Here is an 18,290-nt window from a genome sequence, read left to right as displayed (position 1 = left end):
GGGCGACAACGTGTCGATCACGGTGAAGCTGATCGCTCCGATCGCGATGGAAGAAGGTCTGCGCTTCGCGATCCGCGAAGGCGGCCGTACCGTCGGCGCCGGCGTCGTCGCCAAGATCATCGAGTAAGCCAGTTATTCGTTGATCGACAGTTTTGGGGCTGGCAGCAGCCGGCCCCAACATGGTTTAGGGGTATAGCTCAACTGGCAGAGCGTCGGTCTCCAAAACCGAAGGTTGGGGGTTCGATTCCCTCTGCCCCTGCCAAAAATCGCCACGTGTCCCACGTGGCATTTGTTTTAAGGTGTTATGGCGAATCCATCCGTCGAAACTGTAAATACCTCCGGCGATAAGCTGATGCTGGCCCTGGGCGTATTGCTGGTGTTGGCCGGATTCGTGGGCTTCTTCTGGCTGGCCAATCAGCAGTGGTATGTCCGCGGTGCCGCGTTGGCGGTAGGTATCATCGCCGGCGTGGCCGTCGGGCTGATGTCCGCCCCTGGCAAGAGCCTCATCGCGTTTGCCAAGGATTCGTACAAGGAAGTCCGGAAGGTCGTATGGCCCACCCGCAAGGAAGCAACGCAAACCACACTCGTCGTGTTCGGTTTCGTGCTCGTGATGGCGATTTTCCTCTGGTTGAGCGACAAATCGATCGAATGGGTGATTTTCTCGGCGATTCTGGGTTGGAAATGATATGAGCGATACTCCGGCATCCCCGAGCGGAAAGCGTTGGTACGTCGTGCACGCCTACTCCGGTATGGAGAAGAGCGTGCAACGCGCGCTTCAAGAGCGCATCGAACGTGCTGGCATGCAGGACAAATTCGGTCAGATCCTGGTTCCGACCGAAGAAGTGGTCGAAGTCAAAGGCGGCCACAAGGCTGTGACCGAACGTCGTTTCTTCCCTGGCTACGTGCTGGTGGAAATGGAAATGACGGACGAAACGTGGCACCTCGTGAAGAACACCGCGAAGGTCACTGGTTTCGTCGGCGGTGCGCGTAACCGCCCGACCCCGATTTCCCCGAAGGAAGTCGAGAAGATCATGTCGCAGATGCAGGAAGGCGTCGAAAAGCCGCGCCCGAAGACCCTGTTCGAAGTCGGCGAGATGGTGCGTGTCAAGGAAGGCCCGTTCACGGACTTCAACGGCACCGTCGAAGAAGTCAACTACGAGAAATCGCGCGTGCGTGTGTCGGTCACCATCTTTGGCCGCTCGACCCCCGTCGAACTCGAGTTCGGTCAGGTCGAAAAAGTTTGATCCCGATTCGGTGGGCAGCCTCGGCTGCCCACCTTCGCGCTTACGGCCCGCGTCATGGCCGTTGAGGAGCGTCAGTAGCCAGCGGCGAAAGCGCGTTATCACTCACCGAACGCCTTCTCCGGCGTTCCAATGAGGTTTCAAATGGCAAAGAAGATTATCGGCTTTATCAAGCTGCAGATCCCTGCAGGTAAAGCCAACCCGTCGCCGCCGGTTGGTCCGGCACTGGGCCAGCGCGGCCTGAACATCATGGAGTTCTGCAAGGCGTTCAACGCGCAGACTCAAGGCATGGAGCCGGGTCTGCCGGTGCCGGTGGTCATCACGGCATTCGCTGACAAGAGCTTCACGTTCGTGATGAAGACGCCGCCGGCGACCGTCCTGATCAAGAAGGCGGCGAAGGTGGACAAGGGCTCGAGCAAGCCGCACACCGACAAGGTCGGTTCGATCACGCGCGCTCAAGCCGAAGAAATCGCGAAGACCAAGATGCCGGACCTTACGGCAGCTGATCTGGACGCAGCCGTTCGCACCATCGCTGGTAGCGCACGCTCGATGGGTATCACTGTGGAGGGCGTGTAAATGGCTAAGATCTCCAAGCGCCGTCAGGCATTTGCCGCCAAGGTCGACCGTCAGAAGCTGTACGCGATCGAAGACGCACTGAGCCTCGTGAAGGAATGCGCGAGCGCGAAGTTCGACGAGTCGATCGACGTCGCAGTCCAGCTCGGCATCGATGCGAAGAAGTCGGACCAGGTCGTTCGTGGTTCGGTCGTTCTCCCGGCAGGTACGGGCAAGTCGGTTCGCGTTGCCGTGTTCGCGCAAGGCGAAAAGGCCGAGCAAGCTCGTGCAGCTGGCGCGGAAATCGTCGGTATGGAAGACCTGGCCGAGCAGATCAAGGCTGGCCAGATGGACTTCGACATCGTGATCGCTTCGCCGGACACGATGCGTATCGTCGGTACGCTCGGCCAGATCCTCGGCCCGCGCGGCCTGATGCCGAACCCGAAGGTCGGTACGGTCACGCCGGACGTCGCAACCGCCGTCAAGAACGCGAAGGCTGGTCAGGTGCAATTCCGTGTCGACAAGGCCGGTATCATCCATGCGACCATCGGCCGTGCATCGTTCGAGCCGACCGCGCTGCGTTCGAACCTGTCGGCGCTGATCGAAGCGCTGCAGAAGGCAAAGCCGGCAACGAGCAAGGGCGTGTACCTGCGCAAGATCGCACTGTCGAGCACGATGGGCGTCGGCGTGCGCGTCGACCAGGCTACGCTGGCAGCACAGTAAGCAAGTATTCGGGCCGCTTCGCTCGCGAAGCGATCCACATGGGCTTTGGGCGGTTGTTCGTGCAGCAGGGCGGGCAACCGGTTATCAAAGACCGTTGGTGGGGCGCAGCAGTCAGGTGATCCCCTTAATTCAAGCCAACGCAGATGGCGAACCCGAAAAAGTTTTGCAGTGGTGAAGCCGCAGGCCGCGAAGCGATTCGCGGCATGAGGTGGAAATACTCCTAACGAGGTCGGACGCCGTTGTTGAACGAGGTACGTGAGGTTTCGCCATACCGGCAAGGCCGAACGTATCGTTTCTGGAGGCTAACCGTGCCGCTTAATAGAGAAGACAAGCAAGCCGTCGTCGCTGAGGTTTCCGCGCAAGTCGCGAAGGCCCAGACCGTTGTGCTGGCTGAGTATCGTGGAATTGCGGTTGGCGATCTGACCAAGCTGCGCGCGCAAGCGCGTGAGCAAAAGGTTTACCTGCGCGTGTTGAAGAACACGCTGGCGCGTCGCGCTGTCGAAGGTACGCCGTTTGCTCCGCTGGCAGAGCAGATGACTGGTCCGCTGATCTACGGCATCTCGGAAGATGCAATTGCCGCTGCTAAGGTCGTCAACGACTTCAGCAAGAGCAATGACAAGTTGGTCATCAAGGCTGGTTCGTTCGATGGCAAGGTGATGGACAAGGCTGGCGTGCAAGCGCTGGCAAGCATCCCGAGTCGCGAAGAACTGCTCTCGAAGCTGCTGTTCGTTATGCAAGCGCCTGTTTCGGGCTTCGCGCGTGCTCTGGCCGCGCTGGCCGAGAAGAAGCAAGCGGAAGCTGCGTAAGCGAACGTGCATCAGCGTCATTGATCGCTGGCTGTATCCGAATTCAATTTAGGAGTATTTCAAATGGCAATCGCAAAAGAAGACATCCTGGCAGCAGTCGAAGGGATGACCGTTCTGGAACTGAACGAACTGGTCAAGGCATTCGAAGAGAAGTTTGGCGTGTCGGCAGCTGCAGTGGCAGTCGCTGGCCCGGCAGGCGGCGGCGCTGCTGCTGCTGCAGAAGAGAAGACCGAATTCACGGTCGTCCTGGCTGAAGCCGGCGCCAACAAGGTTTCGGTCATCAAGGCCGTTCGCGAACTGACGGGCCTGGGCCTGAAGGAAGCGAAGGACCTGGTTGACGGTGCACCGAAGCCCATCAAGGAAGGCGTCGACAAGGCTGCTGCTGAAGAAGCCAAGAAGAAGCTGGAAGAAGCTGGCGCGAAGGTCGAAGTCAAGTAAGTTTCGGCGCGCTGTGCGAAGGCTGGCGGTATTTTCACCGCCGGCCTTTTTGTGCTTTGTGGGGACGTTATTCTGGCACTCATTCGGGAGCCCGAATAATCGGCCCCAGAAGCCAAAGAAAACCGCCTGATCGTTGTGATGCATCACTCACGATTGGCGGTTCTCTTTGTCTTCTGAAGCGACTGCAGAAGGCAAGTTTGGTCGGGTAGCGGGCAACACAGGCATCCGCTGCCGTCAGCCAGCGGTTGGTAGCGGCCAACCACCAAGCTTCTCGGCTCGTTCAAGCCGTCGAACGGCCATCGGGTCTCAGTCGGTGAACACTCGGGTTTGAAACGTCCAGGTATTCCGCCTCGATAGCACCCGCCGTGATTCGGAGATCGTATGCAATATTCCTTCACCGAGAAGAAGCGCATTCGCAAGAGTTTCGCGAAGCGCCCCATCGTTCACCAAGTTCCGTTCTTGCTGGCTACTCAGCTTGAATCATTCAGCACGTTTCTGCAAGCCGATGTGCCCGCGACGCAACGTAAGCCCGAGGGTTTGCAGGCCGCGTTCACGTCGGTATTTCCCATTGTTTCGCACAACGGTTTCGCGCGCCTCGAGTTCGTGAGCTATGCGCTGTCGTCGCCGGCATTCAACATCAAGGAATGCCAGCAGCGCGGCCTGACGTACTGCTCCGCGCTGCGCGCGAAGGTCCGCCTCGTCATCCTCGACAAGGAATCGCCGAACAAGCCGGTCGTCAAGGAAGTGAAGGAGCAGGAAGTGTACATGGGCGAAATTCCGCTCATGACGCCGACGGGCTCGTTCGTCATCAACGGCACCGAGCGTGTCATCGTCTCGCAGCTGCATCGTTCGCCGGGCGTGTTCTTCGAACACGACAAGGGCAAGACGCACAGCTCGGGCAAGCTGCTGTTCTCGGCACGGATCATTCCGTACCGCGGCTCGTGGCTCGACTTCGAATTCGATCCGAAGGACATCCTGTACTTCCGCGTCGACCGTCGCCGCAAGATGCCGGTCACGATCCTGCTGAAGGCCATCGGCCTGACGCCGGAACAGATCCTCGCGAACTTCTTCGTGTTCGACAACTTCACGCTGATGGACGAAGGCGCGCAACTCGAGTTCGTGCCCGAGCGCCTGCGTGGCGAAGTCGCGCGCTTCGACATCACGGATCGCGACGGCAAGGTCATCGTCCAGAAGGACAAGCGGATCAACGCGAAGCACATTCGCGACCTCGAAGCCGCGAAGACCAAGTTCATCTCGGTGCCGGAAGACTATCTGCTCGGCCGCGTGCTGGCGAAGAACGTCGTCGACGGCGACACCGGCGAAGTGATCGCGAGCGCGAACGACGAAGTCACGGAAAGCGTGCTCGAGAAGCTGCGCGAAGCGGGCATCAAGGACATCCAGACGCTCTACACGAACGATCTGGACCAGGGTCCGTACATCTCGTCGACGCTGCGTGTCGACGAAACGACCGACAAGACGGCCGCGCGCATCGCGATCTACCGCATGATGCGTCCGGGCGAGCCGCCGACCGAAGAAGCGGTCGAGGCGCTGTTCAACCGTCTGTTCTACAGCGAAGAAGCGTACGACCTGTCGAAGGTCGGCCGCATGAAGTTCAACCGCCGCGTGGGCCGCGACGAGATCGTCGGCCCGATGACGCTGCAGGACGACGACATCCTCGCGACGATCAAGATCCTCGTCGAGCTGCGTAACGGCAAGGGCGAAGTGGACGACATCGACCACCTCGGCAACCGTCGCGTGCGTTGCGTCGGCGAACTGGCGGAAAACCAGTTCCGCGCCGGTCTCGTGCGTGTCGAGCGCGCGGTCAAGGAACGCCTCGGCCAGGCCGAAAGCGAAAACCTGATGCCGCACGACCTGATCAACTCGAAGCCGATTTCGTCGGCGATCCGCGAGTTCTTCGGTTCGTCGCAGCTGTCGCAGTTCATGGACCAGACCAACCCGCTGTCGGAAATCACGCACAAGCGCCGTGTTTCCGCACTGGGCCCGGGCGGTCTGACGCGCGAGCGCGCAGGCTTCGAAGTCCGCGACGTGCACCCGACCCACTACGGCCGCGTGTGCCCGATCGAGACGCCGGAAGGTCCGAACATCGGCCTGATCAACTCGCTCGCACTGTACGCGCACCTGAACGAGTACGGCTTCCTCGAGACGCCGTACCGCAAGGTCGTGGACGGCAAGGTGACCGATCAGATCGACTACCTGTCGGCGATCGAGGAAGGTCGCTACATGATCGCCCAGGCGAACGCCGCGATCGACGAAGACGGCCGACTGATCGACGAACTCGTGTCGTCGCGCGAAGCCGGCGAAACGATGATGGTCACGCCGGACCGGATCCAGTACATGGACGTCGCGCCGTCGCAGATCGTGTCGGTGGCAGCGTCGCTGATCCCGTTCCTCGAGCACGATGACGCGAACCGCGCACTGATGGGTTCGAACATGCAGCGTCAGGCCGTGCCGTGTCTGCGTCCGGAAAAGCCGGTCGTCGGTACCGGCATCGAGCGCACCTGCGCGGTCGACTCGGGTACGACGGTTCAGGCGTTCCGCGGCGGTGTGGTCGACTACGTCGACGCAGGCCGTATCGTGATTCGCGTGAACGACGACGAAGCGGTCGCGGGTGAAGTCGGTGTCGACATCTACAACCTGATCAAGTACACGCGTTCGAACCAGAACACGAACATCAACCAGCGTCCGATCGTGAAGATGGGCGACAAGGTCTCGCGCGGCGACGTGCTGGCCGACGGCGCCTCGACGGACCTGGGCGAGCTCGCGCTCGGCCAGAACATGCTGATCGCGTTCATGCCGTGGAACGGCTACAACTTCGAGGATTCGATCCTGATCTCGGAGAAGGTGGTCGCGGACGATCGCTACACGTCGATCCACATCGAAGAGCTGAACGTCGTTGCACGCGACACGAAGCTCGGGCCGGAAGAAATCACGCGCGACATCTCGAACCTGGCGGAAGTCCAGCTCGGCCGTCTCGACGAATCGGGCATCGTGTACATCGGTGCGGAAGTCGAAGCAGGCGACGTGCTGGTCGGCAAGGTCACGCCGAAGGGCGAGACCCAGCTGACGCCGGAAGAGAAGCTGCTGCGCGCGATCTTCGGCGAGAAGGCTTCGGACGTGAAGGACACGTCGCTGCGCGTGCCGTCGGGCATGAGCGGTACGGTGATCGACGTCCAGGTGTTCACGCGTGAAGGCATCCAGCGCGACAAGCGTGCGCAACAGATCATCGACGACGAACTGAAGCGCTACCGTCTCGACCTGAACGACCAGCTGCGCATCGTGGAAGGCGACGCGTTCCAGCGTCTCGCGCGCATGCTCGTGGGCAAGGTCGCGAACGGCGGTCCGAAGAAGCTCGCGAAGGGCACGAAGATCGACCAGGCTTACCTGGAAGACCTCGACCATTACCACTGGTTCGACATCCGCCTCGCGGACGACGAAGCGGCGGCGCAGCTCGAAGCGATCAAGAACTCGATCGAAGAGAAGCGTCACCAGTTCGACCTCGCGTTCGAAGAGAAGCGCAAGAAGCTCACGCAAGGCGACGAACTGCCGCCGGGCGTGCTGAAGATGGTCAAGGTGTACCTCGCGGTGAAGCGCCGTCTGCAGCCTGGCGACAAGATGGCGGGCCGTCACGGTAACAAGGGTGTCGTGTCGAAGATCGTTCCGATCGAAGACATGCCGTACATGGCCGACGGCCGTCCGGCAGACGTCGTGCTGAACCCGCTCGGCGTGCCGTCGCGGATGAACGTGGGTCAGGTTCTGGAAGTGCACCTCGGCTGGGCCGCGAAGGGCCTCGGCTGGCGTATCGGCGAAATGCTGCAGCGTCAGGCGAAGATCGAGGAACTGCGCGCGTTCCTGACGAAGATCTACAACGAGTCGGGTCGCCAGGAAGATCTGGAAAGCTTCACCGACGACGAGATCCTCGAACTCGCGAAGAACCTGCGCGAAGGCGTGCCGTTTGCGACGCCGGTGTTCGACGGTGCAACCGAGGAAGAAATGGGCAAGATGCTCGACCTCGCGTTCCCGGACGACATCGCCGAACAGCTCGGCATGAACCCGTCGAAGAACCAGGTCCGCCTGTACGACGGCCGCACGGGTGAAATGTTCGAACGTCGCGTGACGCTCGGCTACATGCACTACCTGAAGCTGCACCACCTGGTCGACGACAAGATGCACGCGCGTTCGACCGGCCCGTACTCGCTCGTCACGCAGCAGCCGCTGGGTGGTAAGGCGCAGTTCGGTGGCCAGCGTTTCGGTGAAATGGAAGTGTGGGCACTCGAAGCGTACGGCGCGTCCTACGTGCTGCAGGAAATGCTGACGGTGAAGTCGGACGACGTGACCGGCCGGACGAAGGTGTACGAAAACCTCGTCAAGGGCGATCACGTGATCGATGCAGGCATGCCGGAATCCTTCAACGTGCTCGTGAAGGAAATCCGCTCGCTCGGTATCGATATCGATCTCGACCGCAATTAATCGGACTACGGAGAGAAAGCAATGAAAGCTCTGCTCGATCTATTCAAGCAAGTCCAACAGGAAGAAGTTTTCGACGCGATCAAGATCGGTCTGGCCTCGCCCGACAAGATCCGTTCGTGGTCGTTCGGCGAAGTGAAGAAGCCGGAGACCATCAACTACCGTACGTTCAAGCCGGAACGCGATGGTCTGTTCTGCGCGAAGATCTTCGGGCCGATCAAGGACTACGAGTGCCTGTGCGGCAAGTACAAGCGTCTGAAGCACCGCGGCGTGATCTGCGAGAAGTGCGGCGTCGAAGTGACGCTGGCGAAGGTGCGTCGCGAACGGATGGGCCACATCGAGCTGGCCTCGCCGGTCGCGCACATCTGGTTCCTGAAGTCGCTGCCGTCGCGTCTGGGCATGGTGCTCGACATGACGCTGCGCGACATCGAACGCGTGCTGTACTTCGAAGCCTATGTGGTCATCGAACCGGGCATGACGCCGCTGAAGGCGCGGCAGATCATGACCGAAGAGGATTACTACAACAAGGTCGAGGAATACGGCGACGAATTCCGTGCCGAAATGGGCGCGGAAGGCGTGCGTGAACTGCTGCGCGCGATCAACATCGACGAGCAGGTCGAGACGCTGCGCACCGAGCTGAAGAACACCGGCTCGGAAGCGAAGATCAAGAAGTACGCGAAGCGCCTGAAGGTCCTCGAGGCATTCCAGCGCTCGGGCATCAAGCCCGAGTGGATGATCCTCGAAGTGCTGCCGGTGCTGCCGCCGGAACTGCGTCCGCTCGTGCCGCTGGACGGCGGCCGTTTCGCAACGTCGGACCTGAACGACCTGTATCGCCGCGTGATCAACCGGAACAACCGGTTGAAGCGTCTGCTCGAGCTGAAGGCGCCTGAAATCATCGTCCGCAACGAAAAGCGGATGCTGCAGGAAGCCGTCGACTCGCTGCTCGACAACGGTCGTCGCGGCAAGGCGATGACGGGCGCGAACAAGCGTCCGCTGAAGTCGCTCGCCGACATGATCAAGGGCAAGGGCGGTCGTTTCCGTCAGAACCTGCTGGGCAAGCGCGTCGACTACTCGGGCCGTTCGGTCATCGTGGTCGGCCCGACGCTGAAGCTGCACCAGTGCGGTCTGCCGAAGCTGATGGCGCTCGAGCTGTTCAAGCCGTTCATCTTCAACAAGCTGGAAGTGATGGGCGTCGCCACGACCATCAAGGCGGCGAAGAAGGAAGTCGAGAATCAGACGCCGGTGGTGTGGGACATCCTCGAAGAGGTGATCCGCGAGCACCCGGTGATGCTGAACCGTGCGCCGACGCTGCACCGTCTCGGTATCCAGGCGTTCGAGCCGGTGCTGATCGAAGGCAAGGCGATCCAGCTGCACCCGCTCGTCTGCGCGGCGTTCAACGCCGACTTCGACGGTGACCAGATGGCCGTTCACGTGCCGCTGTCGCTCGAAGCGCAGATGGAAGCGCGCACGCTGATGCTCGCGTCGAACAACGTGCTGTTCCCGGCCAACGGCGATCCGTCGATCGTGCCGTCGCAGGACATCGTGCTGGGTCTGTACTACGCGACCCGCGAAGCGATCAACGGCAAGGGCGAAGGCCTGTCGTTTACCGGCGTGTCGGAAGTGATCCGCGCGTACGAGAACAAGGAAGTCGAGCTGGCCTCGCGCGTCAACGTCCGGATCACCGAAATGGTCCGCAACGAGGACACGTCGGAAGGCGCGCCGGAATTCGTGCCGAAGATCACGCTGTACGCGACGACCGTCGGTCGCGCGATCCTGTCGGAGATCCTGCCGCACGGCCTGCCGTTCTCGGTGCTGAACAAGCCGCTGAAGAAGAAGGAAATCTCGCGCCTGATCAACACGGCGTTCCGCAAGTGCGGTCTGCGTGCGACGGTCGTGTTCGCCGACCAGCTGATGCAGTCGGGTTTCCGTCTCGCGACGCGTGCCGGCATCTCGATCTGCGTGGACGACATGCTCGTGCCGCCGCAGAAGGAAACGATCGTCGGCGACGCCGCGAAGAAGGTGAAGGAGTACGACCGCCAGTACATGTCGGGTCTCGTCACCGCGCAGGAACGCTACAACAACGTGGTCGACATCTGGTCGGCAACGTCGGAAGCGGTCGGCAAGGCGATGATGGAGCAGCTGTCGACGGAGCCGGTGATCGATCGCGACGGCAACGAGACGCGCCAGGAGTCGTTCAACTCGATCTACATGATGGCCGACTCGGGCGCCCGGGGTTCGGCGGTTCAGATTCGTCAGCTGGCCGGTATGCGTGGCCTGATGGCGAAGCCGGACGGCTCGATTATCGAGACGCCGATTACCGCGAACTTCCGCGAAGGTCTGAACGTGTTGCAGTACTTCATCTCGACCCACGGTGCACGTAAGGGTCTGGCTGATACGGCACTGAAGACCGCGAACTCGGGTTACCTGACGCGTCGTCTCGTCGACGTCACGCAGGATCTGGTCGTGGTGGAAGACGATTGCGGCACGTCGAACGGCGTGGCGATGAAGGCGCTCGTCGAAGGCGGTGAAGTCGTCGAAGCGCTGCGCGACCGTATCCTCGGCCGCGTCGCGGTCGCGGACGTCGTGAACCCGGAAACGCAGGAAACGCTGTACGAATCGGGCACGCTGCTCGACGAAACGGCGGTCGAGGAAATCGAACGCCTCGGCATCGACGAAGTGCGCGTGCGCACGCCGCTGACCTGCGAAACGCGTTACGGCCTGTGCGCAGCCTGCTACGGCCGCGACCTTGGCCGCGGCTCGCTCGTGAACGTCGGCGAAGCGGTCGGCGTGATCGCCGCGCAGTCGATCGGCGAGCCGGGCACGCAGCTGACGATGCGTACGTTCCACATCGGTGGCGCGGCGTCGCGTGCGGCAGTGGCCTCGTCGGTCGAAGCGAAGAGCAACGGTATCGTCCGCTTCACGGCGACGATGCGCTACGTCACGAACGCGAAGGGCGAGCAGATCGTCATTTCCCGTTCGGGCGAGGCGATGATCACCGACGACTTCGGTCGCGAGCGCGAGCGTCACAAAGTGCCGTACGGCGCGACGCTGCTGCAGCTCGACGGCGCGACCATCAAGGCCGGCACGCAGCTCGCCACGTGGGATCCGCTGACGCGCCCGATCATCACCGAGTACGGTGGTACGGTGAAGTTCGAGAACGTCGAGGAAGGCGTGACCGTCGCGAAGCAGATCGACGACGTGACGGGCCTGTCGACGCTGGTCGTGATCGACGTGAAGCGCCGCGGTTCGCAGGCGTCGAAGAGCGTGCGTCCGCAGGTGAAGCTGCTCGACGCGAACGGCGAGGAAGTGAAGATTCCGGGCACGGAGCACGCAGTGCAGATCGGCTTCCAGGTCGGCGCACTGATCACCGTGAAGGATGGCCAGCAGGTGCAGGTCGGTGAAGTGCTCGCACGTATCCCGACGGAAGCGCAGAAGACGCGTGACATTACCGGCGGTCTGCCGCGGGTGGCGGAACTGTTCGAAGCGCGTTCGCCGAAGGATGCCGGCATTCTCGCGGAAGTCACCGGTACGACGTCGTTCGGCAAGGACACGAAGGGCAAGCAGCGTCTCGTCATCACGGACCTCGAGGGCAACCAGCACGAGTTCCTGATCGCGAAGGAAAAGCAGGTTCTGGTTCACGACGCCCAGGTCGTCAACAAGGGCGAAATGATCGTGGACGGTCCGGCCGATCCGCACGACATCCTGCGTCTGCAGGGTATCGAGGCGCTGTCGCGCTACATCGTCGACGAAGTGCAGGACGTGTACCGTCTGCAGGGCGTGAAGATCAACGACAAGCACATCGAGGTGATCGTTCGCCAGATGCTGCGTCGTGTGCAGATCACCGACAACGGCGATACGCGCTTCATCCCGGGCGAACAGGTCGAGCGTTCCGACATGCTGGACGAGAACGACCGCATGATCGCCGAGGGCAAGCGTCCGGCTTCGTACGACAACGTGCTGCTCGGTATCACGAAGGCTTCGCTGTCGACCGACTCGTTCATCTCCGCGGCATCGTTCCAGGAAACGACCCGCGTGCTGACCGAAGCGGCGATCATGGGCAAGCGCGACGATCTGCGCGGCCTGAAGGAAAACGTGATCGTCGGCCGTCTGATTCCGGCCGGTACGGGTCTCGCGTTCCACAAGGCACGCAAGGCGAAGGAATCGTCGGATCGCGAGCGTTTCGACCAGATCGCAGCGGAAGAGGCATTCGACTTCGGCACGCCGAGCGCGCCGGCGGAAGAGCCGCAACACCCGGCAGCCGAGTAAGCGCGGGGCGGCGCAAGCCGCGTTGCCTTGCTATCATCGCTGTCACCGAAACCGCCCGGTTCTGCCGGGCGGTTTTTTTTCGTCCTTCGTTCACGCGCATGACGTGCCTGTGCCGCGCCGGCGCATGCTCCGCGATCGCCTTCGGCATGGCGGCGACAGGCATCGTGATGCACGCGAAAGAACCCTGACCGAATGGCCAACATCCTGCGATTCGCCACGCGTCGCGCGAGCGGGTTGTTAAAATTGCGGTCATCGCTCAGCCGTCCCTGGTCTCATTCATGTCCCGCGCCCTCGAAATACTCGACGAAGTCTTTGGTTATTCCGCCTTTCGCGGCCAGCAGGGCGAGATCGTCGAGCACGTCGCCGGCGGCGGCGATTGCCTCGTGCTGATGCCCACGGGCGGCGGCAAGTCGCTGTGCTACCAGATCCCCGCGCTGCTGCGCCGCGAGGCCGGGCAGGGCGCCGGCATCGTCGTGTCGCCGCTGATCGCGCTGATGCAGGACCAGGTCGCCGCGTTGAGCGAAGTCGGTGTGCGCGCGGCTTACCTGAATTCGACACTGTCGGGCGCCGAGGCGGCAGCCACCGAGCGCGCGCTGCGCGAAGGTGAAATCGACCTGCTGTACGTCGCGCCGGAGCGGTTGATGACGGGGCGCTTCCTCGACCTGCTCGAGCGCGCGAAGATCGGGCTGTTCGCGATCGACGAAGCGCACTGCGTGTCGCAATGGGGGCACGATTTCCGTCCGGAATACATCCAGCTGTCGGTGCTGCACGAGCGCTTCCCGTCGGTGCCGCGCATCGCGCTGACCGCCACGGCCGACGCGATCACGCGCGACGAGATCATCCATCGGCTCGCGCTCGACGACGCACGCGTGTTCGTGTCGAGCTTCGACCGCCCGAACATCCGCTACCGGATCGTCGAAAAGGACAACGCGCGCTCGCAACTGCTCGACTTCATCCGCGCCGAACACACGAATGCCGACGGCACGACGGATGCGGGCGTCGTCTACTGCCTGTCGCGCCGCAAGGTCGAGGAAACGGCCGAATGGCTGAAGGCGCAGGGCGTGCGCGCGCTGCCGTATCACGCGGGGATGGAGTTCGAGGTGCGGCAGAAGCACCAGGAAATGTTCCAGCGCGAGGAGGGCATCGTGATGTGCGCGACGATCGCGTTCGGCATGGGTATCGACAAGCCCGACGTGCGCTTCGTTGCCCACCTCGATTTGCCGAAGAGCGTCGAAGGCTACTATCAGGAGACCGGCCGCGCGGGCCGCGACGGGATGCCCGCGAACGCGTGGATGGCGTATGGCCTCGGCGACGTCGTCCAGCAGCGCAAGATGATCGACGAGTCGGATGCGGACGACGCGCACAAGCGCGTGCAGACGTCGAAGCTCGACGCGCTGCTCGGATTGTGCGAGACGATCTCGTGTCGCCGCGTGCGGCTGCTGAACTACTTCGGCGAGGCGAGCCAGCCGTGCGGCAACTGCGACACGTGCCAGGAGCCGCCCGATTCATGGGACGCGACGCGCGAGGCGCAGATGGCGCTGTCGTGCGTGTTCCGCGCGCAGCGCGCGAGCGGCTTCAACTTCGGCGCGAGCCATCTGATCGAGATCCTGCGCGGCGGCCGCACCGAGAAGGTGCTGCAGCGCGGCCATGACCAGTTGAGCACGTTCGGTATCGGCGCGTCGCTGTCCGAGCCCGAGTGGCGCGCGATTTTCCGGCAACTGGTCGCGTACGGCTACCTGGCGGTCGACCATGGCGGCTTCGGCGCGCTGGTGCTCACCGAGGCCGCGAAGCCGGTGCTGAAGAACGAGGAAAAGGTCACGCTGCGCCGCTACGTGAAGCCGCAGCGCACGCGCCAGTCGTCGAGCCGCAGCGGCACGCGGGTCGACCCGACGGCCGGCATGGGCGCGCGTGAGCGCGCACGCTGGGACGCGCTGCGTGCGTGGCGCGCGGAAACCGCGAAGACGGACGGCGTGCCGGCCTACGTGATCTTCCACGACGCGACGCTCGCCGAAATCGCGCGCAACGCGCCGGAGACGATCGACGACCTGCGTCACATTCCCGGCATGGGCGTGCGCAAGCTCGAGCGCTTCGGCGACGAGATCATCGACGTCGTCGAATCGGCTTGACACAGGGTTCCGACCCCTTCCATAGACCGCGCGGTCGGCCGGCAAATCACGCAAGCCGTTGACTTCGTTGGTATTTCCGGAATATCATGTTGGGTTCCGGTATTCGGAGGCCGCGTCGCGTTCGAAAGTTCGCGCCCGATCCGCCGGTTCGGAAGTCAACTGTGCGTCGATTCTCGCTTTGCCCGAAATCGATGTGCAGATTTTGTTCAATTTCAGGAATAAACAATGCCAACCATCAACCAACTGGTTCGCAAAGGCCGTCAGTCGGAAACGACGAAGAGCAAGAGCCCGGCCCTGCAGGACTGCCCCCAGCGTCGCGGCGTGTGCACCCGTGTGTACACGACGACGCCGAAGAAGCCGAACTCGGCACTCCGTAAGGTCGCCAAGGTTCGTCTGACGAACGGCTTCGAAGTGATTTCGTACATCGGCGGTGAAGGCCACAACCTGCAGGAACACTCGGTTGTGCTGATCCGCGGCGGCCGTGTGAAGGACTTGCCGGGTGTGCGTTACCACATGGTTCGCGGCTCGCTGGATACCCAGGGCGTCAAGGACCGTAAGCAAGCGCGCTCGAAGTACGGCGCGAAGCGTGCAAAGGCTGCCAAGTAAGCAGTTTTTGATCAGGGATCGCCGCAGGGCGGTCGAGGCGGGAGTGCCGGATTGCCGGTGCTGTCGAGTAAGTGGTCACCCGGCCAAGCTGGTTAGTCGTGAAGATGTGATCGGGTTTGTTGGTGGCCGCGGAGCTGAATCCAGCTCCAACTGAACAAGTAAAGGAAGAATCATGCCGCGTCGTCGCGAAGTCCCCAAGCGGGAAGTGTTGCCGGATCCGAAGTTCGGCAACGTTGATGTTGCCAAGTTCATGAACATGCTGATGCTGTCCGGCAAGAAGTCGGTCGCAGAGCGCATCGTTTATGGCGCATTCGAACAAATCCAGACCAAGGGTGGCAAGGACCCGCTGGAAGTGTTCACGGTTGCGCTCAACAACGTGAAGCCGGTGGTCGAAGTGAAGAGCCGTCGCGTTGGTGGTGCCAACTATCAAGTTCCGGTCGAAGTGCGCCCGTCGCGTCGTATGGCATTGGCGATGCGCTGGCTGCGTGAGGCTGCGAAGAAGCGCAGCGAGAAGTCGATGGCCCTGCGCCTGGCAGGTGAACTCTCCGAAGCGGCCGAAGGCCGTGGCGGCGCGATGAAGAAGCGCGACGAAGTTCACCGCATGGCAGAAGCCAACCGCGCGTTCTCGCATTTCCGTTTCTAAGCGCCTGGCTGGGCTGTTTGCGGAAATAAATTCCGGGCGGGTGCGCTTTTCAGGCGCCTCGCCCGTTTGTGTTGAGGCGTGATGCGGCAAGGCTGCATCACGTCATCCCAGTAGAGGATCAAAGTGGCTCGCAAGACTCCTATCGAGCGCTACCGCAATATCGGTATTAGCGCTCACATCGACGCCGGCAAGACGACGACGACCGAGCGCATTCTGTTTTACACCGGTGTGAACCACAAGATCGGTGAAGTCCACGACGGCGCAGCCACGATGGACTGGATGGAGCAGGAACAGGAACGTGGCATCACGATCACGTCCGCTGCTACCACGGCCTTCTGGAAGGGCATGGGCGGCAACTATCCGGAACACCGCATCAACATCATCGACACCCCGGGCCACGTCGACTTCACGATCGAAGTGGAGCGTTCGATGCGCGTGCTCGACGGCGCGTGCATGGTGTACTGCGCAGTGGGCGGCGTGCAGCCGCAGTCGGAAACGGTGTGGCGTCAGGCGAACAAGTACAAGGTGCCGCGTCTCGCGTTCGTCAACAAGATGGACCGTACCGGCGCGAACTTCTTCAAGGTCTACGACCAGCTCCGTCTGCGCCTGAAGGCGAACCCGGTTCCGGTCGTGGTGCCGATCGGCTCGGAAGAAAACTTCAAGGGCGTGGTCGACCTGATCAAGATGAAGGCGATCATTTGGGACGAGGCGTCGCAAGGCACGAAGTTCGACTACGTCGACATCCCGGCCGAACTCGCCGAGACCTGCAAGGAATGGCGCGAAAAGATGGTCGAAGTGGCTGCCGAAGCCAGCGAAGACCTGATGAACAAGTACCTGGAAGAAGGCGATCTGCCGGAAGCCGACATCGTCAAGGCGCTGCGTGATCGTACGATCGCATGCGAAATCCAGCCGATGCTGTGCGGTACCGCGTTCAAGAACAAGGGCGTGCAGCGTATGCTCGACGCCGTGATCGACTTCCTGCCGTCGCCGGTCGACATCCCGCCGGTCAAGGGCGAACTCGAGAACGGTGAAGAAGCAGAGCGCAAGGCGTCGGACGACGAGAAGTTCTCGTCGCTCGCGTTCAAGATCATGACCGACCCGTTCGTCGGCCAGCTGATCTTCTTCCGTGTGTACTCGGGCGTCGTCAACTCGGGCGACACGCTGCTGAACTCGACCAAGGGCAAGAAGGAACGCCTCGGCCGTATTCTGCAGATGCACGCGAACCAGCGTGAAGAAATCAAGGAAGTCCGCGCAGGCGACATCGCCGCAGCGGTCGGCCTGAAGGAAGCCACCACGGGCGACACGCTGTGCGACCCGGCGAACCCGATCGTTCTCGAACGCATGGTGTTCCCGGAGCCGGTGATTTCGCAGGCGGTCGAGCCGAAGACCAAGGCCGACCAGGAAAAGATGGGCCTCGCCCTGAACCGTCTGGCTCAGGAAGACCCGTCGTTCCGCGTGCAGACCGACGAAGAGTCGGGCCAGACCATCATTTCGGGCATGGGCGAGCTCCACCTCGAAATTCTGGTCGACCGGATGAAGCGTGAATTCGGCGTGGAAGCGACCGTCGGCAAGCCGCAGGTTGCGTACCGCGAAACGATCCGTTCGACGGCGAAGGATGTCGACGGCAAGTTCGTCAAGCAGTCGGGTGGTCGCGGCCAGTACGGTCACGCGGTCATCACGCTCGAGCCGAACGAACAAGGCAAGGGCTACGAGTTCTTCGACGAGATCAAGGGTGGTGTGATTCCGCGTGAATACATCCCGGCGGTCGACAAGGGTATCCAGGACACGCTGAAGTCGGGCGTGCTGGCCGGCTTCCCGGTCGTCGACGTGAAGGTTCACCTGACGTTCGGTTCGTACCACGACGTCGACTCGAACGAAAACGCGTTCCGCATGGCCGGTTCGATGGCGTTCAAGGAAGCGATGCGCAAGGCGAACCCGGTCGTCCTCGAGCCGATGATGGCTGTCGAAGTCGAGACGCCGGAAGACTACATGGGCAACGTGATGGGCGACCTGTCGGGCCGTCGCGGTATCGTCCAGGGCATGGAAGACATGGTTGGCGGCGGCAAGATCGTGCGCGCCGAAGTGCCGCTGTCGGAAATGTTCGGCTATTCGACGTCGCTGCGCTCGCTGACGCAAGGTCGTGCAACGTACACGATGGAGTTCAAGCACTACGCTGAAGCTCCGCGCAACGTTGCCGAAGCGATCATCAGCGCGAAGTCGAAGTAAATCTGTAGCTCTCAATCGATTATTTTTTGAAAGAAGAGAATCATGGCAAAAGAAAAGTTTGAGCGGACCAAGCCGCACGTGAACGTTGGTACGATTGGTCACGTTGACCACGGCAAGACGACGCTGACGGCAGCGATCACGACGGTTCTGACGAAGAAGTTCGGCGGCGAAGCGAAGG

Annotated in this window: 13 protein-coding genes, 1 tRNA gene and 1 pseudogene; all 15 read left to right on the top strand. The window is 61.9% G+C overall.

The annotated features are described in order from the left end of the window. Positions 1 to 127, top strand: a pseudogene (locus QZM15_RS33670) (elongation factor Tu); the annotation flags it as partial. Positions 128 to 186: 59 nt separating this feature from the next. Continuing rightward, positions 187 to 262 (top strand) — tRNA-Trp (locus QZM15_RS33665). A 42-nt stretch (positions 263 to 304) separates the two neighbouring features. Further along, positions 305 to 685, top strand: a complete 381-nt coding sequence (gene secE, locus QZM15_RS33660; protein WP_006482892.1) for a preprotein translocase subunit SecE — start codon at positions 305 to 307, stop codon at positions 683 to 685. Position 686: 1 nt separating this feature from the next. Beyond that, complete coding sequence (gene nusG, locus QZM15_RS33655; protein WP_006400672.1) at positions 687 to 1,244, top strand: transcription termination/antitermination protein NusG; 558 nt, start codon at positions 687 to 689, stop codon at positions 1,242 to 1,244. Positions 1,245 to 1,385: 141 nt separating this feature from the next. After that, positions 1,386 to 1,817 (top strand): 50S ribosomal protein L11, encoded by a 432-nt coding sequence (gene rplK / locus QZM15_RS33650; protein ID WP_006477201.1) that lies wholly within the window; start codon positions 1,386 to 1,388, stop codon positions 1,815 to 1,817. Continuing rightward, complete coding sequence (gene rplA / locus QZM15_RS33645) at positions 1,818 to 2,516, top strand: 50S ribosomal protein L1 (RefSeq protein ID WP_006482906.1); 699 nt, start codon at positions 1,818 to 1,820, stop codon at positions 2,514 to 2,516. A gap of 308 nt (positions 2,517 to 2,824) precedes the next feature. Continuing rightward, positions 2,825 to 3,322: a 50S ribosomal protein L10 gene (gene rplJ / locus QZM15_RS33640; protein ID WP_006482916.1), complete on the top strand. Its 498-nt coding sequence runs from the start codon at positions 2,825 to 2,827 to the stop codon at positions 3,320 to 3,322. Between the two features lie 63 nt (positions 3,323 to 3,385). Beyond that, positions 3,386 to 3,760: a 50S ribosomal protein L7/L12 gene (rplL, locus tag QZM15_RS33635; RefSeq protein WP_006482911.1), complete on the top strand. Its 375-nt coding sequence runs from the start codon at positions 3,386 to 3,388 to the stop codon at positions 3,758 to 3,760. A 381-nt stretch (positions 3,761 to 4,141) separates the two neighbouring features. After that, positions 4,142 to 8,248, top strand: a complete 4,107-nt coding sequence (gene rpoB / locus QZM15_RS33630) for a DNA-directed RNA polymerase subunit beta (RefSeq protein WP_034209726.1) — start codon at positions 4,142 to 4,144, stop codon at positions 8,246 to 8,248. A gap of 21 nt (positions 8,249 to 8,269) precedes the next feature. Next, a complete protein-coding gene (gene rpoC / locus QZM15_RS33625; RefSeq protein ID WP_006482896.1) occupies positions 8,270 to 12,511 on the top strand; it encodes a DNA-directed RNA polymerase subunit beta' in 4,242 nt (1,413 codons plus the stop codon). A 278-nt stretch (positions 12,512 to 12,789) separates the two neighbouring features. Continuing rightward, positions 12,790 to 14,637, top strand: coding sequence for a DNA helicase RecQ (gene recQ / locus QZM15_RS33620; protein WP_302108014.1), 1,848 nt, complete (start codon positions 12,790 to 12,792; stop codon positions 14,635 to 14,637). Between the two features lie 225 nt (positions 14,638 to 14,862). Continuing rightward, on the top strand, positions 14,863 to 15,243 hold the full coding sequence (gene rpsL, locus QZM15_RS33615) for a 30S ribosomal protein S12 (RefSeq protein WP_006400662.1): 381 nt from the start codon (positions 14,863 to 14,865) through the stop codon (positions 15,241 to 15,243). A gap of 172 nt (positions 15,244 to 15,415) precedes the next feature. Further along, on the top strand, positions 15,416 to 15,886 hold the full coding sequence (gene rpsG / locus QZM15_RS33610; protein WP_006477195.1) for a 30S ribosomal protein S7: 471 nt from the start codon (positions 15,416 to 15,418) through the stop codon (positions 15,884 to 15,886). A 123-nt stretch (positions 15,887 to 16,009) separates the two neighbouring features. Continuing rightward, complete coding sequence (fusA, locus tag QZM15_RS33605; RefSeq protein WP_059535572.1) at positions 16,010 to 18,112, top strand: elongation factor G; 2,103 nt, start codon at positions 16,010 to 16,012, stop codon at positions 18,110 to 18,112. Between the two features lie 42 nt (positions 18,113 to 18,154). After that, a partial coding sequence (locus QZM15_RS33600; protein WP_242460920.1) for a GTP-binding protein occupies positions 18,155 to 18,290 on the top strand: 136 nt, incomplete at its 3' end.

It is taken from the genome of Burkholderia sp. AU44665, assembly GCF_030504405.1.
GTDB classification, from domain to species: Bacteria; Pseudomonadota; Gammaproteobacteria; order Burkholderiales; family Burkholderiaceae; genus Burkholderia; species Burkholderia semiarida.
Note: the sequence above shows the minus strand (reverse complement) of the source record. Positions and strands in the feature narration are given on the sequence as shown.